This is a genomic window from Clostridium beijerinckii (genome assembly GCF_018223745.1).
Lineage (GTDB): Bacteria > Bacillota > Clostridia > Clostridiales > Clostridiaceae > Clostridium > Clostridium beijerinckii.
In genome coordinates, this window is the sequence record NZ_CP073653.1 from 1665600 (window position 1) to 1691337 (window position 25738).

Here is a 25738-nt window from a genome sequence, read left to right on the forward strand (position 1 = left end):
AAATTAAGAAAAGAATATTTACTTGAAGTAGTATTCCCTCTTAACTATATTGTTATTTTTGCTTAATAATAATTTTAATCTAATATAAAGAAAAAATAAAGATAAAATTATTTAAATTGCCTAAAGTTGCTAAACATGAGCTTTAATAAACTTAAATTTAGTTTTAATTTTATTATTATGGAAAATAAATGTAGGATAACTTGTGTATTATAATATTAACATTTTTAATAACATTGTTTAGGATTTGATTTGTTTTTAGATAGTTTATTACAAAAGAGAGTGTAGCAGTATTAGTATTTAGTGAATTTATTTCAGTAATAATTATGATTTAAATTAAAAAATGAATTGAATATTTCATTAAATTGATGTAAACTGACATTAGTTGAAAGATTAGCTTATAGTCAGCTTTGCACACGTGAAACTAATGTTTAAGTTAATGGGATTATGATAGGTAATTTGGCCTATAATTCCAAAAAATTGAGAAATGTAAAGGAGAAGTATGAAGAAATTATTAGCACTTATAATTAGAATGACATTCGGATTTTTATTATGCGCACTAGGAACTGTTTTGGCTCTTAATTCGAATTTAGGCTTAAGTCCATGGGACGTATTTCACCAAGGATTAACAAATGTAACTAGTTTAACTATTGGACAGGCAAGCATTATAGTTGGAATAATAATAGTAGCAATCACAAGTATCCTAGGGCTTAAAGTTGGGATGGGAACTATAGCGAATATGATAGTAATTGGATGTTTTATGGATTTAATAATACATTCTAAAATCATTCCAGTTTGTAATAACATATATACAGGCATAATAATGTTAATTGGAAGCTTATTTGTTACAGCATTAGGAAGCTATTTGTATATTGGATGTGAAATGGGATGTGGTCCTAGGGATGGTCTTATGATTGCATTAGTTAAGCTTACAGGTAAACCAATTGGAATAATAAGACTATTTATAGAAGCAGGAGCCCTAATTATTGGATGGATTCTAGGCGGGTTTGTCGGAATTGGAACGTTAGTCACTGCCATTGGAATAGGATATTGTGTACAGTTAATTTATAAAGTATTTGGATTTGATATAAAGGTACTAAAGCATAGGAATATAAAAGAAGGGTTAAAGTTTGTTAACGAATGTATAACTATCTGTTAGAATTCTAATAGAATTGATTTTAACTGATAAACGAAGATATAGAAGCAAAAAGGCATATCTAGCTTTATATATCCATATGCTATAGTAATTCAAAGTAAGTGAAAAATTTTATGGTAGTATAATTATATATATATTGCAAAAATAATTCTTCAGCATAATTCTAAAAATATTAAAAGAATTTTAGCTGTAATTGTGAAATGTTCATTGTGCATTGTGAATTGCAACATATATATGTTACCGTAAAATTTTTAAGGGGATATTTATTTAAGGTGAGAAGAGTTTTTATATAAATCTTCTCACCTTAATTTTTTTAAGTAGACTTTAATAAGAAATTTATAGTATATTATAACTGGTCAATATAATTCCAAAACTAGTTATTAAGTTAAATATAAACATATACTTGAAAATTAACATAAATATATATATAATATACATAGCAACAAATTAATAGTTATAAAAAACAGCGATGATAAAAACTACGATTTATAAATTTCTTCAGAGAGCCGATGGGTGGTGCGAATCGGTGAAAGGTTAAATCTTTCCACTTTTGGAGCTGTGCGTGATAAATGCAAAGGTTAGTAACCTATATAATACTAGTGTCGAGGGGCTGGTTGTAATATTAACCAGCAATTTGGGTGGCAACGCGGATTATTCCGTCCCAATTATATATTGGGATGGTTTTTTTATTTTTTGAAATAATAATATATATATTTAATCAGGAGGGAAAAAAATGTTAGACATTAAATTCGTAAGAGAAAATCCAGAGATTGTTAAACAAAACATAAAAAATAAGTTTCAAGATAATAAGTTGGGGTTAGTAGATGAAGTATTAACTTTAGATATCGAACTTAGAAAAGTTAAGCAAGAAGTAGAAGCTTTAAGAGCTGATAGAAATAAGTTATCAAAACAAATTGGTGGCTTAATGGCTCAAGGTAAAAAAGAAGAAGCTGAGGAAATAAAGAAAAAAGTTAATGCGGATTCAGAAAGAATGGCTGAGTTAGACGTTAAAGAAAAAGAACTAGAAGAAAAAGTTAAAGTTATCATGATGACTATTCCAAACATAATAGATCCAAGTGTTCCAATTGGTAAAGATGATAGCGAAAATGTAGAAGTAGAAAAGTTTGGGGAACCAGTTGTTCCAGATTTCGAAATTCCATACCATACAGATATTATGGAAAAATTAAGTGGTATTGATTTAGATAGTGCTAGAAAGGTAGCTGGTAATGGTTTCTACTACTTAATGGGAAATATAGCTAGACTTCACTCAGCTGTAATATCTTATGCAAGAGATTTTATGATAAATAGAGGATTTACATATTGTATTCCACCTTTTATGATTCGTAGCCAGGTTGTAACTGGAGTTATGAGTTTTGCTGAAATGGATGCTATGATGTACAAAATTGAAGGTGAAGATTTATATTTAATAGGAACAAGTGAACATTCTATGATTGGTAAATTTATAGATACAATATTACCAGAAACTTCACTTCCTCAAACTTTGACTAGTTATTCACCTTGCTTTAGAAAAGAAAAAGGGGCACATGGTATAGAAGAAAGAGGAGTATACAGAATTCATCAATTTGAAAAGCAAGAAATGGTTGTTGTATGTAAGCCAGAAGACAGCATGACTTGGTATGATAAAATGTGGAAAGATACAGTAGATTTATTCCGTTCTTTAGATATACCAGTAAGGACTTTAGAATGTTGCTCAGGTGATTTAGCAGATTTAAAAGTAAAATCAGTAGACGTAGAAGCATGGTCTCCAAGACAAAAGAAATACTTCGAAGTAGGAAGCTGCTCTAATTTAGGGGATGCACAAGCTCGTCGTTTAAAAATCCGTGTAGATGGTAAAGATGGTAAGTACTTTGCTCATACATTGAATAATACAGTAGTTGCACCACCAAGAATGCTTATTGCATTTTTAGAAAACAACTTAAATGAGGATGGATCTGTAAATATTCCAGTTGCATTGCAACCATATATGGGCGGTATGACAGTAATTAAATAAAGTAGAATAGATCAGATATATCTAAATTTAGAAAGACAACAAATTAAAGAGGTATTAAGCTCATTAATTTGCTGTCTTTTTCATACAGTGAAATATTATTAAATATTTTCAATAATATTTTGGGTAGTGAATTAAGATATTATACATAGTAGTGATTAAGAATTATAAGAACAGTTTACATAGTATTACTTTAATATAAAACAAAAATTCTAAAGAAATTGAAATATATACATATAAAAGCAAAAGTTACTGACAATGTGATATAAATCACGCTAAAAATTCAGCACAATGGTTATAATATTATCATCTAAGAAGAAGTTTAGATAATAATATTAAGGGAGGAATTAATTATGTCGAGTTTTGCTGTTAGTATAGATGTTAGAATTTATGAAAGAGGTCATAAAAAGGAGATTATATTTAAAGCTTTTGAAGAGCTTGAACAAGGTGAAACAATGGAGCTTATAAATGATCATGATCCTCGTCCGCTTTATCAGCAGTTTATAGTTAACTTTCCAGAACACTTTGAGTGGAAATATTTAGAGCAGGGACCTGAAATATGGAGAATAGGTATCACAAAGAAATAAGGCACATTCAATAAGAGAGAAAAGGAGTTGTTTTTATAATATGCCATTTATAAGTAAAGATTTATACCAATTTAATAGCTATGTTGAACCAATTAACCTTACATTTCATCAATATTTGTTATTAGGGGATGAACCATTATTAGTCCATACAGGGAACGTTATTCAGGCAGAAGCTTTGCTACCAGAATTAAAAGATGTACTTAATGGCAAAGAGCTAAAGTATATTTTTATTTCACATTTTGAAGCAGATGAATGTGGAGGATTATCATTAATATTAGAACATTTTCCTAAAGCTAAAACAATTTGCTCTGAAGTTACAGCGCGTCAGTTAAATGGTTTTGGAATAAAAGCAGAAATTATTACTAAGAAAGCAGAGGAAACTTTAAATACTGATAATTATGAATTAGAGTTTATCAATTATCCTTCTGAAATGCATCTTTGGGATGGATTATTAGTTATAGAAAATAAACGTAGGATATTTTTTAGCAGTGATTTGATGTTTGCGTTGGGAAAAGAAATAGGCACAGTACAAGAATCTGATTGGTATACAGAAGTAAACAGCATTAAGCAAGAACAAATACCAAACAATAATAAGCTGGAAGATTTAAAAGAAACTTTAAAAAAGTTAAAGCCTGACCTTATAGCTACAGGCCATGGGCCATGTCTTAAACTAAAATAAAATAAAGGTTATATTTAAGAAACAAATCAATTTATTCTTAAATATAACCTTTTTTCTTTAAATTTAAAGTTTAATATTCTAATGGTAATTCTTTTATAACTTAAATATTTGAAATTTTGATTTAAATCACATTATTATAATAAAAATTTAAGTAGAATTAGGTCATAGAGATATTGAATATATAAATTTATATATCCATAGGAGGATTTTGAGATGAATAATACCAAAATACAAAGTTTGACTGAAGTTTTACAAAAATTAAATAAAGATGGAATAACAGAGGCATTAAGAAAAGAAGCATTGGAGATTGTGTCTGACATAAATCCTATTGAGCTTTCAATAGCGGAGCAAAATTTAATAGAAGAAGGAATGAATCCACAGGATTTAAGACATCTGTGTGATATTCATATGGAAGTTTTAAGAGGAGAACTTGATAAAATAAAGAATAAAATTGAACCAGGGCATGTTGTATACACATTTATTGCAGAACATGATAAAATTCTTGGATTTTTAAAAGAACTTGAAGATATTAATTCAAAGATTCAAAAATTAGAAAGCTATGATAGCAATTTAATTGAATTTGAAGAATTAATAAAGGTTATTGATAATATATTAGATGCAGAAAATCACCATAAAAGAGAGGAAGAAGTGCTTTTCGCTGAGATGGAAGATAGAAAAATTACAGGACCAACAAGAATTATGAGAATGGAACATGACGATTTAAGAGCAAAGAAAAAATTTTTGAAGCAAATAGCAACAGAAGTATCTAAATTAAAATTTATTGAATTTAAAGAAAAAGTTGATGAAACTGCAAAATATATTATATTCAATTTGAGAGATCATATATTTAAAGAAAATTATATATTATACCCTACAGCAGTGGAAGCCATAACTGAAAAGGATGTATGGAATAGTATGAAGACACGATGTGATGAAATAGGATATTGTAGTTTTACACCAGAATCATAATTCCTATAGATATAATCTTCATATAGTAGGAATAGAAAAGGCAGCAAACTAGCTGTCTTTTTATTTTTGAAATTGCGTAACCATTGTTACAGATTTGGGCAGAGTATTTTAGTAATATATATCTGTAGCACAGAGCTAATATAGAAATTAAAAAATATTAATTTTATTTTAGTAACGTATGTTACAGAAATGATACTGGCAATATAGTAAACTCTAAATTGTCAAAGTTAAGAGAGATTAACAAGAAATTATTAATTATTCATATAAAAAGAAAAATAGGAAATAGGAGGACATAATATGTCAATGTTTTGTTATCAATGTCAAGAAACAGCTGGATGTAAGGGCTGTACTAAAGTAGGGGTATGCGGTAAGGATGAGTATGTAGCAAAAGCTCAAGACTTATTAATATATGTAACTAAAGGACTAGCTATAGTAAGTAATGAAGGAAGAAAAGTTGGAGTTAAGGACAGTAAAGTTGATAAATATATAACAGAAAACTTATTTACAACAATTACAAACGCTAATTTTGATAGAGATTCTATTTTAGATAGAGTTAAAGAAACTTTAAAATTAAGAGAAGAATTAAAAGCTAAAGTAATTAGCTCTGGTGGTAAAGTTGGAGAAGTAAAAGTAACTGGTGGTTTCTTCAAGAAAATATTCGGAATGCAAACTACAGAAATGATTATGCCAGAAGCAGCTACTTGGACAGCTGACAATACAATAGAATTTGATGAAAAAGCAGAAAAGGTTGGAGTTCTTGCAACTGAAAATGAAGATATAAGAAGTTTAAGAGAGCTTATAACTTATGGATTAAAAGGATTATCTGCTTACATGAAGCATGCAATGAATTTAAAATATAATAATGAAGAAGTTCATGCATTTATGGCAAAAGCTCTTGCTGCTACAATTGATGATACATTAACAGTTGATGATTATGTAGGACTAGCATTAGAAGCTGGTAAATTCGGTGTAGATGGTATGGCATTACTTGATAAAGCCAACACAGAAAGCTATGGACATCCAGAAATTACAACAGTAGACATTGGTGTTAGAACAAATCCAGGAATATTGATTTCAGGACATGACTTAAGAGACTTAGAAATGTTACTAGAGCAAACAGAAGGAACTGGGGTAGATGTTTATACTCACGGAGAAATGCTTGCTGGACAATACTATCCAAAATTTAAAAAATATAGTCATTTTGCAGGAAACTATGGTAATGCATGGTGGAAACAGAAAGAAGAATTTGAAAGCTTCAATGGAGTAATCCTTATGACTACTAACTGTATAGTTATACCAAAGGATTCTTATAAGAACAGATTATTTACAACAGGTGCTACAGGAATGCCTGGATGTGCTCATATAGAAGCTAAGGCTGATGGGACAAAAGATTTCTCTAAAGTTATAGAAATGGCCAAGAAATGTAAAGCTCCTACAGAAATAGAAAAGGGACAAATAGTTGGTGGATTTGCTCATAACCAAGTTTTAGCTTTAGCAGATAAGGTGGTAGATGCAGTTAAATCTGGTGCTATAAAGAGATTCTTTGTAATGGCAGGTTGTGATGGAAGAGCTAAATCAAGAAACTATTACACAGAATTTGCAGAAAAATTACCAAAAGATACAGTTATCTTAACTGCAGGTTGTGCAAAATATAAATACAACAAATTAAATTTAGGTGATATTGGTGGAATCCCAAGAGTATTAGATGCAGGACAATGTAATGACTCATATTCATTAGTTGTAATAGCACTAAAGCTTCAAGAAGTATTTGGATTAAAGAGTGTAAATGAATTACCTATATCATATAACATAGCTTGGTATGAACAAAAAGCTGTAATAGTATTATTATCATTATTACACTTAGGTGTTAAGAACATTCACTTAGGACCAACACTTCCAGCATTCCTTTCGCCAAATGTTGCTAAAGTATTAGTTGATAACTTTGGAATTGGTGGAATCACTAATGTAGATGATGACATGAAGATGTTTATGGAAGCATAAAAATAATTTATGGCAAATTACAATGGCAAATAAAATAAGTTCGATCAAATAAGGAAACACCCTATTTAATAATCTACAATATATTTAAAGTATATAATCCTAGTAGCATGATTGCTGCTAGGATTTTTTTTATTCTTTAGGAATTTATCACAAGTGTTGATTAACCAAATTTTTACTTTAAATTATTAACTTATTTTTGATATTTTTCAAAAATAAGTTAATAGATATATAGACTTCGACCTTAAGACTTTTTTTAAGCAATTTTCTTACAAATTGAATTAGTGATAATTTAACATATTTTAAATTTTTAGTCGTTTCAACATAAGTAAATTGAAGCAAAACATAAGCTATCAATGATATGAAAAGTTGATTATAGACAGCATTTTCAGTTGTTCCAAATATTCTTTTTACATTCAAGTTTTGTTTTATAAATTTAAAGAAGGTTTCAATTTTCCAACGTTCCTTGTATATTTCTGCTATTTTTTCTGGAGTAATGTTCATTAGGTCAGTGCACACTTTTACTGATTTACCATAATAATCAGTAAATTCAACTACTCTAAATCTATTTTGAGTTTTTTTAGTCTCTTTTCCTAAATAACATGTAACATCTCGAATTACAGAAGAATTTTCTACTACTCCTAAACTTCTCAATTTCTTTGGTTTTGAAAGTATTGTATTATTTTTTATTCTTATAACAAAAGATTGTTTTATTTCTTTAAACATATCAAATCTCTCATGATTTTCATAAGCCCTATCTTCAACTAAAATAGAGTGTACATCTATTAAACCTTCACCTATCGGTCCATCATGCTTTTTAGCAATAGTTTCAATAACTTTTTGTGGTGTAAAGTCATTAATATTTAAAGATATATGAAGTTTTATTCCAGATTTCTTCCCATTAAATTTTGCCCATTTAAGACGGTTTTCACCTACGGTCACGGTAGTTGAATCAATTGCTATTAATTGTTTTGGCAAATTTAGAATTCTTCGCATTCTACGATTACATTTAGAAACAATAATCTCAAATAAAGTTTTAGAAATTTTGTAATCTACCTTAGAGGCTTTTTTAGAAATAGTTGAATAATCAACTGGTGTTAGCCCTACTGATTCCATATGCTCAACGCCATCCCTATAACTCTTATATTCATTCGTAGCTGCTGCAATAAAGAATTTTATTAAATCATATAATGTGAATTTTCTTGCAGTATCAACATATTCTAAAATTTTACTAAATTTTTCAACTTCCTTTTCACTTAAAAATGTTTGAAATATATCAAATATAGTGGTAGTATTTTTCATGAGGGCATTCTCCTTAAGTATTATTTTGGTTCGCACTTTAATATTACTACAGAATGACCTCATTTTTTATATATTTTCACTTCTATTTTTTGGTTAATCAACACATATGGGAATTTATATTACAATAAAATCTGTGGATAACTTAAAAAAGGTTGATTGACTAGTTTTTGTATTTTAAAAAGAATAAAAAAGAAATCTTATTCGCCTGCATAAAATGTTCTTATATGCAGCAGAGCTACCATTTCTGATGTGCAGATTTTTCTCACATGCGTTCGAAAAGGCAGATGCGTGAAAAAATCTCCGGCTCCACAGTCGCCTGCGATTTTGTTCTGCTTTTAAAAGAATTTATTTTAAATTTTAATATCCTTTTAAGGATGAAGCAGATATTCAGCGATCTATTTTCAATAATAGAGAAATTTTCATATTTTTATATATTTATAGATTAATATTTTTATATAAAAATATAAAAATATGAAAAAATATAAAAATAAATATATGTTTATATATTCCTATAAACATTTTTTTCTATATAAATATGAAAATATATAAATATTTATAGGAAACATCAGGGGTAAGAGAGTAGAGAAGATTAAATAATAGAGAAACTACTTAGTGACTGCGTAAAATGAACTTTTAATATTTAAAGCAATTTTGAGAGCCTAAATAGTGTTAAGTATTATGCAAAAAATCTTATCATAAATTATTTTTTAAATATTCATAAAGACAAAAAACCATAGATAAACCTATCATACAATAAGTTTATCTACAGTCCTTAAATAAAGAAAATAACAATCAAACCTTATTGCAACAGACTAACATAATTGCAATTTTCGCGTAACCCTACAATAACTAATCAATTATAGAAAACTCTAACTATAGGATTGCATCTTTATTTCTCAAGTTAAGTCTTTTGACTCTATATTGAGAAGGCATATTCATTCTTGAATATTTAATGCTTAACTGCTAACTTCTTTATAATCTTAATGTGCCCCTAATTATGTAGTCAATACTATGAAGTTAATAGTTATACTGGAAATTTATCTTAATAAATTTATCAAATGGTAGATTATTTTTTACACATAAAATTTATAAGTTTATGTTAATTTATTAAATACATGATAATGCAATATTAGTTGAAAGAGAAGCATATGGAGTTTATTCAAATATATTTATAAAAGTACACAGAAAAATTTCTGTACTTTTTTATATCCTCATAAAATCTTCATAACTTTATATTATAATCTATATATGTAATTTGAGTTATGATTTAAAATTCATCACTGTCTATAATAAGCAGCGATTTATTAGGAGGAGATTATGGGTATTAAGAGGGAGAATATTAAAGTTTATGATATGACATGTACGTCTTGTGAAAATAGAGTGGAAAGAGCTTTAATGAAAATTGATGGAGTTTTAAATGCTATGGCTAGCTATAGTGCACAGCAGGTAACGGTTGAATATGATAGCAAGCTTTGCAGTATGGAACAATTAAAAGAAGCTATTAATAAGGCGGGTTATAGTACAAAAAATTCGGTTAGCTTAAAATTTGCTGGCTTTTTAGTTATAGCGGCAGCAGTCTTACTTCTTGGCAATTCAACAGCAGGATTTGATATGAGTGCTAAGCTGAATAATGCGTCTTATGTGGTGTTATTTATTGTTGGAATGCTTACATCTATACATTGTGTTGGCATGTGCGGTGGAATAATGCTTACACAAAGTTTATCTAAAAATAGTATTATAGATGAAAAAGAGAATAGATTTAAAGCTTTAAAGCCTTCGATTTTATATAATGCTGGAAGAGTAACCTCATATACAATTATAGGTGGTATTGTAGGTGCATTGGGTTCTGTTTTATCGCTATCACTTAATGTAAAAGCTGGATTGCAAATATTTGCAGGATTATTTATGGTAATAATGGGATTAAATATGACAGGCTTTTCTTTATTTAGAAAGCTTAATATTAAGCTGCCATGGTCCTCTTGCAAAATTAAAAATAAACCTAAGGCTCCGTTTTTAGTTGGTATGTTAAATGGGTTAATGCCATGCGGTCCACTTCAGACAATGCAGCTTTATGCATTAGGTACCGGTAGTGCCATAAATGGAGCAATATCAATGTTTTTATTTTCACTCGGAACAGTTCCTTTGATGCTTATATTTGGTGCTGTATCAGGTTTTTTAAGTAAGGGATATACGAAACAACTTTTAAAATTTAGTGGGATTTTAGTAGTAGTACTTGGATTAATAATGGGGAATAGGGGATTAGCTCTTGCTGGAGTTGGAATTCCAAATGCTAGTACACTAGCACAAAATTTTTCTGGAGATGGAGCTCAAGCCGCGCAATCCAATATAGGTAAGGCGACGATAGAAAATGGAGTTCAAGTAATTAGAATGACAGCAGATAATAATGGATATACTCCTAATGCATTTTACGTACAAAAAGATATGCCTGTTAAGTGGATAATTACAGGAAATCAAATAAATTCTTGTAATAATGCAGTAGTAGTGCCATCACTTAACATCCAAAAAACATTAAAATCTGGAGAAAATGTTATAGAATTTACACCTAAAGACGGGGACATAAACTTTAGCTGTTGGATGGGAATGATAAGAGGGATAATTAAAGTTACAGATAATCTTGATTCAGTGGATACATCGAAAGCAGATTCATCAATTCCGGCTCCTAGTAGTGGGATGAGTTGCTGTACAGGAACTTCAGCAAGTAATACTCCTCAAGCTCCAAGTATATATGGTAATGATTTGAGTAAAGTTTCTACTGATAGGTTGATTAAAAAAGCTAATATTTCAGGAGACACCCAAAATCTAAGTATAAAGGGAACTGGTTATGAATTTGAACCACTTGTAGCAGTTCTACAAAAAGGCATAAAGACTAAACTTTCTGTAGATCTTAATTCCTTTGATAAGGCTGATGGAGTTTTCATAATATATAATGCAGATAGTGGAGACGAGGTAACTACTTTTACAGGTAGAAAAGATGTAGTAAATGTGGAATTTAATATAGACAAGAGTGGAACATACGTAATTGTTAAAGACAATGTAGTTGCAATGGGAATAGAAGTTACAGATTCATTAAAAACTGTAAATTTAGATGAAGTTCGTAAGAAACTTATAAATGAATAAAGAATAAATGAGAATTAGGGCTGGTATATATCAAATTAATGTATATCAGTCTTTTTTTGGTTAATTAGGATATACATTGAAGATATTTATTATAAGCAGATAATATATGTTGCAATTCACAGTGCACATTTCGCAATTACATCTAAAATTCTTGCAATATTTTTAGAATTATGATGAAGAATTGTTTTTGCAATATATATATAATAAAAAATAAAGAATTTCACAAAATCGACACAATTATGATGTATTATTATTTAACAATTAGGTAAATGAAGTTTATAAAAGGTATTATTGTTCATAATTAAAGATATAAGTAAGTAACTATGATTTAAGGAGGTTTTTTATGAGAAGTAAGTTAGCTAAATTTATAATAATTGCAGCTTCAATATTTACATTAGTTTCTATTTCAGATTACTTACCTAGAAATAATGGCATGAATAGTACGAGTAATAGTGTAAGCAATTTTGTAAAATCACTAAGAAGCGGTGATTTAGATAGCCTTCTAAGTAGTGTGAAAGATATAATAAGTGTTGATAAAAATAATAATAATAATAAATATAACTTAGTGTCACCAAAAGATCTAGAACAATACATTTTAGATGGAATTGGTGATATAAAAGGGATTAAAATAATCAATGAGCCTAAAATTATAAAAATAATAAAACCGATACAGAAGACTCCGGTAAAAAGTGATTTTAGATTAGGAGAGATAAATGAAAATACTAATAAAGCTGTAAATGATCCTGGATATAAGTATGAGTGGTATATAAGCTATACAGAGGCGGATAAAGCATGGCCTCTAATAAAACAAAAAAGAGAAATTAATGTAGCGGTTTTAGATACAGGAGTAGATTACACACATCCAGATTTAAAAAATAGAGTATTAAAGAGCAAGGGGTATAATTTTGTAGATAATAATTCTGATACTATGGATGACAATGGTCATGGTACTCATGTATCAGGAATAATAGCTGCAAATGCTAATGACAATATTGGTATAGCAGGAATTGATGGGACATTAGATGTAAAAATAATTCCGATAAAAGTATTAGATAGCAATGGGGAAGGGGATATAAATGATATAGTTAAGGGTATTAAATATGCTGCAGACAACGGAGCTGATATAATCAATTTGAGTTTTGGAGCTAATGAGAAGAGTAAATTAATTGCAGAAGCAATAAGTTATGCTAAGAGTAAAGGAGTATTTGTTGTAGCTGCGGCTGGTAATGATAATGAAGATAGTGATAATATAAGTCCAGCTGGAGACGGAGCTTTTACAGTAGCTGCAATGAGTTATAATTATAAAAAGGCCTCGTTTTCTGATTATGGTAATTGTATAAAAGTTTCAGCGCCAGGAGTGGAAATATTAAGCACAGTTCCAGGTGGTTACGAAGCATGGGATGGAACAAGTATGGCAGCACCAGTAGCAACAGGAATAGCAGCTATGGTTAAAGCAGAAGATCCTAATTTATCTCCAAGTCAGATTGAAGATGTTTTAGATAGTACTGCAAAGGATATTATGTCCAAAGGTAAGGATAAGCAATCAGGATATGGACTTATAGATGCTTATAATGCTATCAAAAAAGTGAAGCAATTAGAAAAGTAATATAAATGAAGTTAATGATGATATTAATGATGATTATGATGTTTAAAGGTGGTAAAAATGAAAAGTGCTGTGAAAGAAATGAAGAAGTTGACAATAATTCTAATACAATAGAGTAGGTTACGTTTTTTATAGATAAATTATATTTAAGGAAGTTAATCAATAATTTACATAATGATTAGCTTCTTTTTTTGTTTCATGACAAAATATAACTTGTAATCATATTATATATTAAAAAGTTTTAGGAGAAAAATCAATGAATGATGCTTTGAAAAGTTGTCCCTTTACACTAAATACTACTAGAATTTGTGCTGATGATGAATTAGATACTTCTATAGAAATATCTAAAATTGGTTTTAATAATATGAAACCAAATGCTGTGATTTTAGTCAATAAAGATGAAGTTTTTGATGGAATTGCAGCAACATCCTTAGTTCATTTTCCAATTAATGCATCACTTTTGTTTACTGATGGTAATAGTTTAAATGAAAAAACTTTAGGAGAAATTGAGAGATTATCCCCTAAGGGATATAATGGGGTACAAGTAATTTTAGTCGGTAATATTTCTAAAAATGTATCTTTTGCATTAAATGATCATGGTTATAAAACAAAGCATATATCGGGTCGCAATTATTACGATACTGCATGCATAATATCTAGGATAAGAAAAGAATTTAATAATATTCTTATAATTTCAGGGGAAGATTATTCAGAAGGAATTATTGCGGGGTATTGGTCTGCACATCATGGAGATCCTATTCTATTTGTACAAAGAAACAGAATTCCTAATTGTACTATTGATGCAATCAAGAAAATGAATGATATCAATATTTATATAATTGGTTCAACTAAAACAATATCAAAAGATGTTGAATACTATTTGTCGGGATTAGATAATGTTAAAAGGGTAGACAGAATTGGCGGGGAAAATCCATACGAAATAGCAGTTAATTTTTCTAGATATAATGATACGAAAACTGATTTTGGGTGGGGACGAAATTATAGAGGAGGTCATGCTTTTACGTTTGGACAACTTAATGAGCCAATGAAAATTATTGCTAGTGTAGTATTTGCTCATATGGGAAAACATACTCCGCTTCTTTTAATTGAAAAAGATAAAATACCAGAAGTGGTAAATAGATATATTAACTTAATTAAACCTATACAGCCCAAAGGAATGCCAAAGCCTCCATTTATGCACGGTTTTATATTAGGGGATGTTTCAAATATAAGTTATAAAGCACAAAAAATGATTGAAGGAATGCTTTCTATTGATCAGCACATGATGGATAATGAAAATATGGAAGGTATGACGGGGAAAATGAAAGATAATGTTATGAATGCTGATAAAGAAAATATGATAATAAATAATGGTATGCAAGATATGAATGAAAATATAAAACATGATTCTATATATGACAAGGATTATATATTTGAATGGAGGAATTTGGGCTATAGAAAAGTTAATGTAGACGAAATACTATAATTTTGGGCTATAAATTATCACAATCCTTCTTGGTTTTGAATAAAATAATATTTGGAAGGAGATGGTTTAAAGAATGGATGTAGAAAAAGATAACTACAGAGATTTAAGAGGCCTATATGATAATTGCAAAAAATACATGTATTACGGAGCAACTTTAATAATGACAGATGGAAGTACATTTGATGGAATTATTGAAAATGTAGATGGAGATAATGTTTCAGTATTAATCGGTGAAGACGTAATAGAGAAAGAGAGTGAAGGAAACTCTAATCAGCAAAGGCAATATGGAAGATATGGTTATAACCCTAGATTTAGACGTTACAGACGTAGAAATTTCCCACTTTCTGCTTTGGCAGAAGTAGCTTTGTTGCCTTATATCGCTCCACCAGTACCTTATCCTTATTATCCGTACCCTTACTATCCTTATTAGAGATATACTTAAAGAAGAAGCCTAATAGATAAAATATATAACTTTGTTAGAAACATGTGCATTTATAATATTGTGTAGGCAATTGTTTAATAAGAACAATTGCCATTTGTACTAATAAGCATAATGCAGGATTCAACAAATATCTATATTTTTAAAAATTATTATAACCATTAGATTTATTTAAAAAATGAGCTAAATAAATAGTTTAACGTGAACTATTTGATGTTTTCTAAGTTTGCCAGCTATTTTAAATTAGATAATTGTCCAACAGATTGACGTTCGACTAATTCTACATCTAAAGTTATTTTGTTGTTTGATACAGAACCCTTTTCGATATACTCTATGAGTAGATCTACAGCTTTTGTTGCTTTAGACTCTATATCCTGAGAAATAGTAGTGAGTTTTGGCGTAACATAAACGGATGGTAGAAGATTATCAAAACCAATAACTGATAAATCATTAGGAACAATTTTTCCATTTAATTTAGCACCTTCAATTATACCAATTCCCATAATATCAGCCGTTGTAAATACAGCAGAAACATCAAATTCTTTATTACATATAGACCTGCCTAAATTGATACCAACTTCGTAGTTAGGTTCTACGTCGACTATGAGACTTTCATTAAACTCAATATTAGATTCTAATAAAGCATCTTTATAGCCTTCAAGTCTTTTTATAATCTGAGGAATTGGGATACCATCTTTATGACATGGCCCTGCAAATAGAATTTTCCTATGTCCATTATTTATAAGATAGCGAGTAGCTATATAACCGCCTTTATAATCATTTATACCTACACTTATTATGTTATCAATTTTTGAATAACTATCTAGAAATACCATTGGAAGTTTATTTTCCTTTAATATTGAATAGATAAGATTGTCATAGTCAGGCATTAAAAATATAGCACCATCCATATTCCAATTTTTAAGCAATGCAGATATATCTGAAACATCCTTAACTGAGCGAACCATTAAATAGTATCCGTTTTCACGAACTACATTTTGTATAATGCCAAATAATTCACTAATATAAGGATCTTTAAATAAATTATTAAACGAACCTTTAATGGGAACTATAACTCCTATAATTTTAGAGGATTTAGCTGTCAAGCTTCGTGCAGTTAGATTAGGAACATAATTATATTTTTGTATTATCTTTTCTATTTTTTCTATAGTCTTTTTTGATACTTTTGAATGATTTCCATTTATTACATTTGATACTGTCATGATACTGACACCAGCTTCAGCTGCGATATCTTTTAGTGTAACCATAATTGCCTCCTAGTTTACCGATATACTATTATGAAGATAAGTGTATATAGATAATATTAATATATATTACATATTATTGCAATGAGAGCATATGCATTAATCATAAGAATTAACGTATGGGAAAGATACCTCATGACCTTTAAATATAAGAAAAGTAAAGTATTTAAAGTAGGTTTAATCACTAGGTTTACGAGATATTAAATACTTGAATAAACAAAAGAAAAGTACTAAGAATTCTTAAGTTATTAAATTAGATATATATAATAGTAAATATAAAAAATGTAGATAATTGAGGTAAAAATGCATATGAAAACGATTGACAGAAAAAAGAAACAATGTTAATCTTATGATATAGTTTAGCGCTAAACATAATGACTCGAAGATAGGCATAATAATGTAAATATAAATCATATTAATCTAAATAAATGTATATGAGGTGAAAAGATATGAGGAAAAAAGTGTTAGCAGCATTACTTGCAAGTGCTATGGTAATTGGTTCTTTATCAGGCTGTGGAAGTAGCTCGAGTCAAGCTAGTTCTGATTCTAAAACATCAACTGGGAATAGTGAAGCAATTCGCTTCGTAAATACGAAAATTGAGATTGACAAGCCACTAAAAGAATTTGCAAAAAAATATCAAGAGAAAACTGGACAAGAGGTAGATATTGAATCTCTTGGAGGTGGAGTAGATGTTAATGGACAGTTAAAGAATTATTTAGCAGCAGGAAATATGCCAGATATATATGCGTTTGGACCAGATTCGTATGTTTCATTTAAAGATTATTTAACAGACTTAAGTGATCAAGAATGGATAAAAGATACTGATTTTGCATTTAAGGGTGATGACGGTAAGGTGTATGGATTTCCATTTGCTATTGAAGGTATTGGATTAGTGTATAATGCAGATATATTGAAGAAGGCTGGGATTGATCCAAAGACTTTAACAAACATCAATGCTTATAAAGAAGCGTTCAAAAAAATTGATGGAATGAAAGATCAGTTAGGTATTCAAGCGGTTGCATCAGTAGCAGCAGAATCAGGACAAATGTATTGGTCAACTGGTAATCATATCATGGGGGCTTATTTATCAGAAGGACTAGATAGAAAAGATAAAAAATATATTGATATGTTGAATAAAGGACAATTGGACGACGAGCGTTTTGGGGAATTTGCTGACTATGTAAAATTATTATTTGATTATGCAGACAAGACTGTTTTAATATCAGGTACTTACGATGATCAGTTAGCATTATGGGCAAAGGGAAAAACAGCTTTTATTACTCAAGGAAATTGGATAGATCCTTCTTTAGCAACATATGATGTGAAGTTTGATTGCGGAATTGCGCCACCAGCATTTACTACAAAAGATACCCCAGGTATTTTAGCAGATGCACCAGCTTATTGGGGAATTTATAAAGATAGTAAAAAAATAGATGCGTGCAAAGAATTTCTTAAAGCTTTTGTCTCTACAGAAGAAGGGCAAAAATGTTTGATAAAAGATAGTGGAATGGTTTCACCATTTAAGACAAGCACTATTGAACCAGACTTACCTTTAGCAAAGAGCGAGAGCAATTATATTAAAAATAATCAAACTTATGCATGGGATTGGACACATATGAAAGATGGTATTGCAATGAATTCTACAGGACCTGTTTTTGAATTGTATGCTAAAGGCCAATTAGATAAAGATGGATTTACAAAAGCAATGAAGAAAGCAGTTTCAGATTATATGGCAAAATAATAACTGTAGTATAAATTATATAGGTTACTTTCAAATAGAGTAACCTATATTAATTATATTTTTTGTACAGGTGAAATATTAAAAGGGGGGAAGCATAAGCGCAAAGTATGGGCAATTACAACAATGATTATAATAATCATTCAAGTTTAGGAGGAAAAAGCATGAATACAAATATAAAAAGATTGCTTTCAATCGGAGTAATGTTGTTTGGCATTTTAGCCATGGCTTTTGCACTATATCTAGATATTATTGGTAGTAAAAACACGATGCGTGGAACTATATTAATTGTAGGTGCTTTATTAGTAATTTTAGGCTTATATAGTTTTCCAACTAAGAAGCATAGAATGATAATTAATATACTATTTCTATTTCCATTGCTATTTGCATTTTTTGTAACTGTGTTAATACCATTTGTATGCGGTGTTTTTTATTCCTTTACTAACTGGAATGGGATTAAGTTTACTGAATTTGTTGGATTAGGCAATTATATAAGTATGTTTAAATCTGAGGACTACGTATATTCATTTATAGTAACTTTTATTTTTACAGTTGTTAATATGATTCTTGTAAATTCGGCAGCGTTTGCATTAGCACTATTTTGTACATCAAAAGTAAAAGGAAAAAATTTTTATCGTGCAGCTTTCTTTATACCAAATTTAATTGGTGGAATTGTGCTTGGTTATGTGTGGCAGTTTATTTTTAATAAGGTATTCACAGTCGTAATAAATGGTAGTGCGTCTATGCTTACAAACCCTAATTTAGCATTAATGGCAATTTTAATAGTTAGCACTTGGCAATATGCAGGGTACATTATGATGATTTATGTTACAGGATTACAAAATGTTCCTCAAGATATTCTTGAGGCATCTAGTGTAGATGGTGCAAGCGGCTGGGTTACACTGTTTAAAATTAAGATTCCAATGATTGCTAATACATTTACAGTTTGTATATTTCTAACATTGGTTAATTCGTTTAAGCAGTTTGATTTAAATTTAGCAATAACTAATGGTGCTCCTAGTAGAATTTTAAATGGAAATATTGTTCAATCAACAGAGTTTTTAGCTCTTAATATTTATAATACTGCAATTGGCAAAAATCAATATGCTCTTGGACAAACTAAGGCGGTTATATTCTTTATTATATTGGCAGTTGTATCATTAACTCAGGTATATATAAGTAAGAAGAAGGAGGTAGAAGTATAATGAAGTCGATAAAAACAAGAAGTATGATTGGAGAGATTATTGGAATTATACTTGCTCTTATAATTCTTTCACCATTTATTTTAGTGATTTTAAATTCAGCTAAAACAAGTGCAGATATTGTAATCAGCCCTCTTTCTATTCCTAATAAATGGGGACAGATGTTAACAAACTTTAAAAATGTAATACACAACGATAGCTTTAATTATTGGAAATCTTTTTTTAGTTCATTATTTATTACAATCGTTTCGTTGGCTCTATTGTCTCTTTTTTCATCCATGACAGCATGGGTACTTTGCCGAAATAAGAGAAAATGGTCTGGATTTATTTTTATGCTTCTTGTGGCAGCTATGGTTATACCTTTCCAAGTTGTTATGCTCCCTTTACTTTCCACATTCAGAAATATATCTAATTTTCTGGGAATTCAAATGCTGCAAAGTTATCAAGGTGTCATATTTGCTTACCTAGGATTTGGTGGAAGCATGTCTGTCTTTATCCTTCATGGTTTTATAAAAGGAATTCCACGTGAATTAGAAGAAGCAGCATGGATTGATGGCTGTAGCCCAGAAGGAACTTTTTTTAGAATTATTTTTCCTCTACTAAAGCCAGTTCAAATGACAATTTTGATTTTAAATGGAATTTGGATATGGAATGATTATCTATTACCATCATTAATGCTTGGGTTAAATGGTAAAATAAAAACTCTTCCAGTAGCAGTAAGTGCTTTTGTAGGATCCTACGTAAAGCAATGGGACTTAATTCTTTCAGCTGCATTTTTAGCAATGATACCAATTATCATCTTATTCTTATTTGCTCAAAAGCAAATAATTAAAGGCATAGTAGATGGTGCAATTAAATAAGTAATAAATTTATAAAATAATAGATAGTCGAAGTAAAAGATATTATTAATAAAAATCTTAAGTGGATTTTTGGGAATAAAAGCATTTTTAGAAAATGTTGAAACAATGGAGGTACTAGGTATGGGAAAATATCAGGAAGAAAAAATGAAATTTGGTAAAATGCTAAGTCATAAAATCGAAAATAACATAATCAATATTAGATTCCAAGAGAAAGCTGTTTTTATAAAAGTATTGAATTCGTATATAATTAATTTCTTTGTGCCTTTACATAGGGAGGAAAGAAATTCTAAAGCAGTTGGAAATTTAAAAGATGATTATTATGATTTTAAAGTTGAAAATATAACAAATGGAATTCAGATAATCACAGAAAAATTAGTTTGTAAGATTTATGATGAATTTAAAGTAGATATTTATGATAAGAGGGGAACATTACTGTGTGCAGATTATAGAGGTGAAAGTAAACCTTTTAAAAGAAGATATGGTGATTATATGCTTGCAGAATCAGAGGGGCATTCTCTTAGGGAAGAATCTGATTACAAGGTATATGTATCAAAAAGAATGGAAGAAGAAATGTATTTCTATGGTTTTGGAGAAAAGACAGGGCATTTAAATAAAAAAGGATATCATTATGTAAATTGGAATACAGATAATCCAAAGCCCCATGGAGAAACATTTGATAGGCTTTATAAATCAATTCCATTTTTTGTTGGATTGAGCAAAGATAATGCATTTGGAATATTTTTTGATAACCACTTTGAGACTCATTTTGACATGGGAAAAGATAATTCTGAATATTATTATTTCGCTGCAGTTGATGGGAATTTAGATTATTATTTTATTTATGGTCCATCAGTTAAAAATGTTATTAAAGGATATACTGAAATTACTGGGAAAATGCCTTTGCCACAAATATGGACTCTTGGTTATCAGCAATGCAGATGGTCTTATGACTCAGAAGAAAGACTCATGGAAATTGCAAGCACTCTTAGAGAAAAGGAGATACCTTGCGATACATTATATTTAGATATAGATTATATGGATGGCTATAGGGTATTTACGTGGGATAATGAAAAATTTCAGAATCCAGAAGTAATGATTAAAAAATTAAATAACATGGGATTTAAAGTGGTAACTATAATAGACCCAGGAGTTAAAGTTGATAAAGGATATAAGATTTATGACGAAGGACTCAGAAAAGGGTATTTTGCAACAGACAAATCAGGTATAACATATGTAAATGAAGTTTGGCCAGGAGATGCTGTTTATCCTGATTTTTTAAATTCAAAGGTTAGAGATTGGTGGTCAGGAAATCAAAAGATAATGATAGATTCAGGTGTGAGTGGAATCTGGAATGACATGAATGAACCTGCAAGCTTTAGAGGACCATTACCAGATGATGTAATGTTCAATAATGATGGAATTACAGTTAATCATAAAGAAGCTCATAATGTATATGGCCATATGATGGCTAAGGCTACTTATGATGGAGTGAAGAAAGCAACTGGAAAGAGACCTTTTGTAGTAACAAGAGCGTGTTATGCAGGAACTCAGAAATACTCAACTGTGTGGACGGGAGACAATCAAAGCACATGGGAGCACTTAAGAATGTCGATTCCAATGCTTATGAACCTAGGACTTAGTGGAATGGCTTTTTGTGGGACTGACGTAGGAGGCTTTGGATATGATTGTACTGGGGAATTATTAAGCCGATGGGTTCAAGTTGGAGCATTTACTCCACTTTTTAGAAATCATTCTTCTATGGGAACAAGAGATCAAGAACCCTGGGCATTTGATAAAGATACTGAGGAAATCAATAAGAAGTATATAAAATTACGATATAAGCTAATTCCATATATATACGACATGATGTGGGAGTGTAGTAAGAATGGAGCACCACTTATAAGGCCGCTTTTATTTAATTATCAGAGTGATAAAAATACTTATGAAATTAATGATGAGTTCCTTTGTGGAGATAATATTTTAGTTGCACCAGTTGTTGAGCAAGGATTAAAAGCTAGAAGCATATATCTTCCTGAAGGGGAGAATTGGATAGATTATTGGACAAAAGAAGAATATAAAGGTGGACAATATATAATTAAAAAAACTCCGTTAGACCTATGTCCGATATTTATTAAAGGAGGAACATTGATTCCAGTAGGGCAAGTACAAAATTATATTGGTGAAAAACAATCTAATTCATTAACTATAGAAGTTTATCTATCTAATGATAATTCTGATACCGAATATAATCACTATGTTGATGATGGAGAAAGTTTTAAATATGAATTAGGAGAATTTAATAATTATAAAATTAAAGTAGTCAATAAGGAGAAAATCGAAATAAAAATTGACTTGATAAATTATAGATATGATGACAAATATGAAAATATAGAATTTATCGTTCACAATTTAAATAAGAAAACTTTAGTCATAAATGGAGAAACAGTGGAAGTTATAAATGGCAAGGCGTTTATAGCTAATCCAGCAAGATAAATATATTCAATACTAATTTAGGAGGTTTTACGTTATGAAGAAATGGTGGCATGACAAGGTAGCATATCAAATATATCCAAAAAGCTTTTGTGATTCAAATGGAGATGGAATAGGTGATTTAAAGGGGATTATCAGTAAACTTGATTATTTAAAAGACCTAGGAGTGGATATAATTTGGCTATCACCAATTTATTGTTCTCCTTTAGTAGATCAAGGTTATGATATATCTGATTATTATAATATTGATCCAAGGTTTGGAACTATGGAGGATATGGATGAACTTCTAAGGCAAGCAAAAAAAAGAAATATGTATATATTAATGGATTTAGTAGTCAACCACTGCTCAGATAAGCATGAGTGGTTTAAGAAAGCATTGGATGATCCAGAAGGAGAATATGCAGATTATTTTTATATTCGTGAAGGTAAAGGTGATAATCATCCTTGTAATTGGCGATCTTACTTTGGCGGAAGCGTATGGGAAAAGATACCTAACACTAATAAATATTATCTGCATTTATTTGCAAAAGAGCAGCCAGACTTAAATTGGGAAAATCCGAAACTAAAAAATGAAATATTTAAGATGGTTAACTGGTGGCTTAAAAAAGGATTAGCAGGTTTCAGAATTGATGCCATTATTAACATAAAAAAGGATTTGAGATTTCAAGACTTTCCAGCTGATAGAGAAGATGGACTTTGCAGTATAGATAGAATGTTAGAAGCAGCAGAAGGCGTAGGGAACATGTTACATGAGTTAAAAGAGAAAACCTTCGAAAAATTTGATGCATTTACAGTTGGAGAAGTTTTCAACAGAAAAGAAGGAGAACTTGATAAATTTATAGGTGAAGACGGATACTTCTCTTCTATCTTCGATTTTGAGATGGAAGTCTTGGGAAAAAGTGAATTTGGTTGGTATGATAATAAACCTTTCTCAATTAACGAGTTAAGAAAAGCTATTTTTAACAGTCAATTAGAGACAAGTGGAGTAGGTTTTAAGGCTAATATTATTGAAAATCATGATGAGCCGAGAGGCGTAAGTAGATATATTCCTGAACAAGACTTAAATGATAGAAGCAAGAAAATGCTTGGGGCAATATCGCTTATGCTTAGAGGAATACCGTTTATTTATCAGGGACAAGAGATTGGAATGACAAATAACAAATTCAATTCCATAAAAGAATTTGACGATATTGCAACAATAGACCAATATAATGTAGCTATTGAAAAAGGATATAGTGATGAAGAAGCACTAAAAATTATAAATATATTTAGCAGAGACAATGCTAGAACACCGTTCCAGTGGAGTGGAAGTGAAAATGCAGGCTTTACAACTGGCAGGCCTTGGCTTAAAGTTAATGAAAATTATAAAGTTATTAATGCAAATTCACAAATTGAAGATGAGGAATCAGTATTTAATTTTTATAAGAAGCTGATAAATTTAAGAAAGTCAGAAGAATTTAAAGATGCCATAGTATACGGAGAATTCGTACCGACATTTGAGGAATATGATAACTTGTTTGCTTTTTATAGACAAGGAGAATCTAAGAAATTAATGATACTTGCAAATTACCAAAAGGAAGAGCAGATTATTGAGTTAGATAAACAATATGTTAAAGTGTTAATAAATAATTGTGAAGAAATAAAGAAAGATAAGAATAAAATCATATTGCAAGGATATCAAGTACTTATTCTTGAAGTTTAGTAAAGGTAATATGCTTACGGTATAAAATTGAATAAATATAATGGAATTCTCTCCAAAAGACCTGGAGAGAATTCTTTATTGCATACTAAAATATTAATATAAAAGTAATATAATAATAAATAAAACTTAATTATTTTTGTGCTATAATGAACGGGAATAAAGGAAATTAAATTTTTGGACATAATTTGTAGCATAATAATATAAGGAGAATAGAAAATATGAAATTCAAATCATTTATATCAAAAGCAATTATTTCATCTTTAACTTTGAGTTTGTTTTTTACTTCAGTTACAGGAAGACAGGCGTTTGCAGATTCATTTAAATCTGTTACGTTAGGAGCTGATTTAAGCGATGCTCAAAAGGCAGAAATGTTAAAATATTTTGAAGTAACAAAAAGTGATGCTAATGTATTAGAGGTAACATCAAAGGAAGAACATTCATATTTAGGTAAAGTTGCAACAGAAGCTCAACTTGGTAATAAAGCAATATCATGTTCTTATGTAGAACCGACTGAAAAAGGAGGAATAAATGTTACTACAAACAATCTTACTTGGGTTAATGACGGCATGATAAAAAATGCGTTGATTACAGCAGGAGTAGAAAATGCAAATGTAAAAGCATCTGCGCCATTTAAAGTATCAGGAACTGCTGCACTTACAGGAATATTAAAAGGATTTGAAAATAGTAGTACAGGAAAAAAGATTGATGAAAATAAAAAAGAAGCAGCTAATGAAGAATTGGTTACTACAGGAGATATCGCAGAGAAGATAGGGCAAAATGATGCTAGTAATTTAATGAATGACATAAAAAAAGATGTAGTAAAGGAAAAACCAAAAACAGATGAAGAATTAAATAAGATAGTAGATAAGGCTGTTAAAGACTATAAAGGCAATTTATCAGATGATGATATAGCTAAAATTAAAGATGTAATGAGTAAAATAAATTCATTAGATCTTAACTATAATAATTTAAAAGCGCAGATGGATGATGTAACGAATCAATTAAAAGATAAGCTAACAAGCAAAGAAGCACAAGGTTTTTTTGATAAGTTAGAAAAAATGTTCTCTGATTTTTTAAGTTCAATTAAAGGTGCATTTTCTAAGTAACAGATTAAAAGT

The 25738-nt window shown here is 29.7% G+C and carries 18 protein-coding genes and 1 other annotated feature; of the genes, 16 read left to right on the forward strand and 2 right to left on the reverse strand.

Features of this window, described 5'->3' with window-relative positions; genetic code table 11:
- Positions 1-499: 499 nt before the first annotated feature.
- From KEC93_RS07630 to hcp, 6 genes are all read left to right on the forward strand, one after another.
- A complete protein-coding gene (locus tag KEC93_RS07630) occupies positions 500-1156 on the forward strand; it encodes a YczE/YyaS/YitT family protein (protein WP_017211463.1) in 657 nt (218 codons plus the stop codon).
- Positions 1157-1613: 457 nt separating this feature from the next.
- Positions 1614-1820 (forward strand) — a binding site (T-box leader).
- Between the two features lie 66 nt (positions 1821-1886).
- Entirely contained in the window at positions 1887-3164 is a 1278-nt protein-coding gene (serS, locus tag KEC93_RS07635) for a serine--tRNA ligase (protein ID WP_023974205.1), read from the forward strand.
- A 350-nt stretch (positions 3165-3514) separates the two neighbouring features.
- On the forward strand, positions 3515-3748 hold the full coding sequence (locus KEC93_RS07640; RefSeq protein ID WP_011968764.1) for a DUF2249 domain-containing protein: 234 nt from the start codon (positions 3515-3517) through the stop codon (positions 3746-3748).
- Between the two features lie 40 nt (positions 3749-3788).
- A complete protein-coding gene (locus KEC93_RS07645) occupies positions 3789-4427 on the forward strand; it encodes an oxygen-binding di-iron domain-containing protein (protein WP_077870039.1) in 639 nt (212 codons plus the stop codon).
- 213 nt (positions 4428-4640) lie between these two features.
- Positions 4641-5396, forward strand: a complete 756-nt coding sequence (locus KEC93_RS07650; protein ID WP_077870038.1) for a DUF438 domain-containing protein — start codon at positions 4641-4643, stop codon at positions 5394-5396.
- Between the two features lie 297 nt (positions 5397-5693).
- Positions 5694-7397 carry a hydroxylamine reductase gene (gene hcp / locus KEC93_RS07655; protein WP_111944704.1) on the forward strand — a complete coding sequence of 568 codons (1704 nt, stop codon included), beginning with the start codon at positions 5694-5696 and terminating at the stop codon, positions 7395-7397.
- Between the two features lie 177 nt (positions 7398-7574).
- On the opposite strand, the gene KEC93_RS07660 is transcribed toward hcp, so the two are convergent.
- Positions 7575-8696, reverse strand: a complete 1122-nt coding sequence (locus tag KEC93_RS07660; RefSeq protein WP_172462699.1) for an IS4 family transposase — start codon at positions 8694-8696, stop codon at positions 7575-7577.
- Between the two features lie 1317 nt (positions 8697-10013).
- On the opposite strand from KEC93_RS07660, the gene KEC93_RS07665 reads away from it, so the two are divergent.
- The 4 genes from KEC93_RS07665 to KEC93_RS07680 all read left to right on the forward strand — a co-directional run bounded on the left by KEC93_RS07665 (position 10014) and on the right by KEC93_RS07680 (position 15353).
- The gene (locus tag KEC93_RS07665; RefSeq protein WP_023976266.1) at positions 10014-11834 is read left to right on the forward strand and encodes an urease accessory protein UreH domain-containing protein; all 1821 of its coding nucleotides are present in this window, start codon (positions 10014-10016) and stop codon (positions 11832-11834) included.
- Between the two features lie 343 nt (positions 11835-12177).
- The gene (locus KEC93_RS07670) at positions 12178-13440 is read left to right on the forward strand and encodes a S8 family peptidase (protein ID WP_039773340.1); all 1263 of its coding nucleotides are present in this window, start codon (positions 12178-12180) and stop codon (positions 13438-13440) included.
- Positions 13441-13693: 253 nt separating this feature from the next.
- Positions 13694-14923, forward strand: coding sequence for a cell wall-binding repeat-containing protein (locus tag KEC93_RS07675; protein WP_077868652.1), 1230 nt, complete (start codon positions 13694-13696; stop codon positions 14921-14923).
- A 73-nt stretch (positions 14924-14996) separates the two neighbouring features.
- Positions 14997-15353 (forward strand): hypothetical protein, encoded by a 357-nt coding sequence (locus KEC93_RS07680; RefSeq protein WP_077868651.1) that lies wholly within the window; start codon positions 14997-14999, stop codon positions 15351-15353.
- A 242-nt stretch (positions 15354-15595) separates the two neighbouring features.
- Here KEC93_RS07680 and KEC93_RS07685 read toward each other — a convergent pair whose 3' ends face one another.
- Positions 15596-16630, reverse strand: a complete 1035-nt coding sequence (locus KEC93_RS07685; RefSeq protein WP_023976261.1) for a LacI family DNA-binding transcriptional regulator — start codon at positions 16628-16630, stop codon at positions 15596-15598.
- Positions 16631-17076: 446 nt separating this feature from the next.
- Here KEC93_RS07685 and KEC93_RS07690 point away from each other — a divergent pair, with 446 nt between their 5' ends.
- The 6 genes from KEC93_RS07690 (at position 17077) to KEC93_RS07715 (ending at position 25726) form a co-directional block, all read left to right on the forward strand.
- Entirely contained in the window at positions 17077-18369 is a 1293-nt protein-coding gene (locus tag KEC93_RS07690; RefSeq protein WP_023976260.1) for an ABC transporter substrate-binding protein, read from the forward strand.
- A 161-nt stretch (positions 18370-18530) separates the two neighbouring features.
- On the forward strand, positions 18531-19571 hold the full coding sequence (locus KEC93_RS07695) for a carbohydrate ABC transporter permease (RefSeq protein WP_023976259.1): 1041 nt from the start codon (positions 18531-18533) through the stop codon (positions 19569-19571).
- Positions 19571-20428, forward strand: coding sequence for a carbohydrate ABC transporter permease (locus tag KEC93_RS07700; RefSeq protein ID WP_077868650.1), 858 nt, complete (start codon positions 19571-19573; stop codon positions 20426-20428). Before KEC93_RS07695 ends, KEC93_RS07700 begins: the two co-directional genes overlap by 1 nt.
- Positions 20429-20548: 120 nt before the next feature.
- Positions 20549-22921 carry a glycoside hydrolase family 31 protein gene (locus KEC93_RS07705; RefSeq protein ID WP_077868653.1) on the forward strand — a complete coding sequence of 791 codons (2373 nt, stop codon included), beginning with the start codon at positions 20549-20551 and terminating at the stop codon, positions 22919-22921.
- A 34-nt stretch (positions 22922-22955) separates the two neighbouring features.
- Positions 22956-24620, forward strand: a complete 1665-nt coding sequence (locus KEC93_RS07710; protein ID WP_023976256.1) for an alpha-glucosidase — start codon at positions 22956-22958, stop codon at positions 24618-24620.
- Between the two features lie 218 nt (positions 24621-24838).
- Positions 24839-25726, forward strand: coding sequence for a DUF1002 domain-containing protein (locus KEC93_RS07715; RefSeq protein WP_017211448.1), 888 nt, complete (start codon positions 24839-24841; stop codon positions 25724-25726).
- The last annotated feature ends 12 nt before the right edge of the window (positions 25727-25738 follow it).

Bases quoted from the DNA above. Each gene is read 5' to 3' on its own strand.
- KEC93_RS07630 (WP_017211463.1), top strand. From the start codon at position 500: ATGAAGAAATTATTAGCACTTATAATTAGAATGACATTCGGATTTTTA.
- serS (WP_023974205.1), top strand. From the start codon at position 1,887: ATGTTAGACATTAAATTCGTAAGAGAAAATCCAGAGATTGTTAAACAA.
- KEC93_RS07640 (WP_011968764.1), top strand. From the start codon at position 3,515: ATGTCGAGTTTTGCTGTTAGTATAGATGTTAGAATTTATGAAAGAGGT.
- KEC93_RS07645 (WP_077870039.1), top strand. From the start codon at position 3,789: ATGCCATTTATAAGTAAAGATTTATACCAATTTAATAGCTATGTTGAA.
- KEC93_RS07650 (WP_077870038.1), top strand. From the start codon at position 4,641: ATGAATAATACCAAAATACAAAGTTTGACTGAAGTTTTACAAAAATTA.
- hcp (WP_111944704.1), top strand. From the start codon at position 5,694: ATGTCAATGTTTTGTTATCAATGTCAAGAAACAGCTGGATGTAAGGGC.
- KEC93_RS07660 (WP_172462699.1), bottom strand. From the start codon at position 8,696: ATGAAAAATACTACCACTATATTTGATATATTTCAAACATTTTTAAGT.
- KEC93_RS07665 (WP_023976266.1), top strand. From the start codon at position 10,014: ATGGGTATTAAGAGGGAGAATATTAAAGTTTATGATATGACATGTACG.
- KEC93_RS07670 (WP_039773340.1), top strand. From the start codon at position 12,178: ATGAGAAGTAAGTTAGCTAAATTTATAATAATTGCAGCTTCAATATTT.
- KEC93_RS07675 (WP_077868652.1), top strand. From the start codon at position 13,694: ATGAATGATGCTTTGAAAAGTTGTCCCTTTACACTAAATACTACTAGA.
- KEC93_RS07680 (WP_077868651.1), top strand. From the start codon at position 14,997: ATGGATGTAGAAAAAGATAACTACAGAGATTTAAGAGGCCTATATGAT.
- KEC93_RS07685 (WP_023976261.1), bottom strand. From the start codon at position 16,630: ATGGTTACACTAAAAGATATCGCAGCTGAAGCTGGTGTCAGTATCATG.
- KEC93_RS07690 (WP_023976260.1), top strand. From the start codon at position 17,077: ATGAGGAAAAAAGTGTTAGCAGCATTACTTGCAAGTGCTATGGTAATT.
- KEC93_RS07695 (WP_023976259.1), top strand. From the start codon at position 18,531: ATGAATACAAATATAAAAAGATTGCTTTCAATCGGAGTAATGTTGTTT.
- KEC93_RS07700 (WP_077868650.1), top strand. From the start codon at position 19,571: ATGAAGTCGATAAAAACAAGAAGTATGATTGGAGAGATTATTGGAATT.
- KEC93_RS07705 (WP_077868653.1), top strand. From the start codon at position 20,549: ATGGGAAAATATCAGGAAGAAAAAATGAAATTTGGTAAAATGCTAAGT.
- KEC93_RS07710 (WP_023976256.1), top strand. From the start codon at position 22,956: ATGAAGAAATGGTGGCATGACAAGGTAGCATATCAAATATATCCAAAA.
- KEC93_RS07715 (WP_017211448.1), top strand. From the start codon at position 24,839: ATGAAATTCAAATCATTTATATCAAAAGCAATTATTTCATCTTTAACT.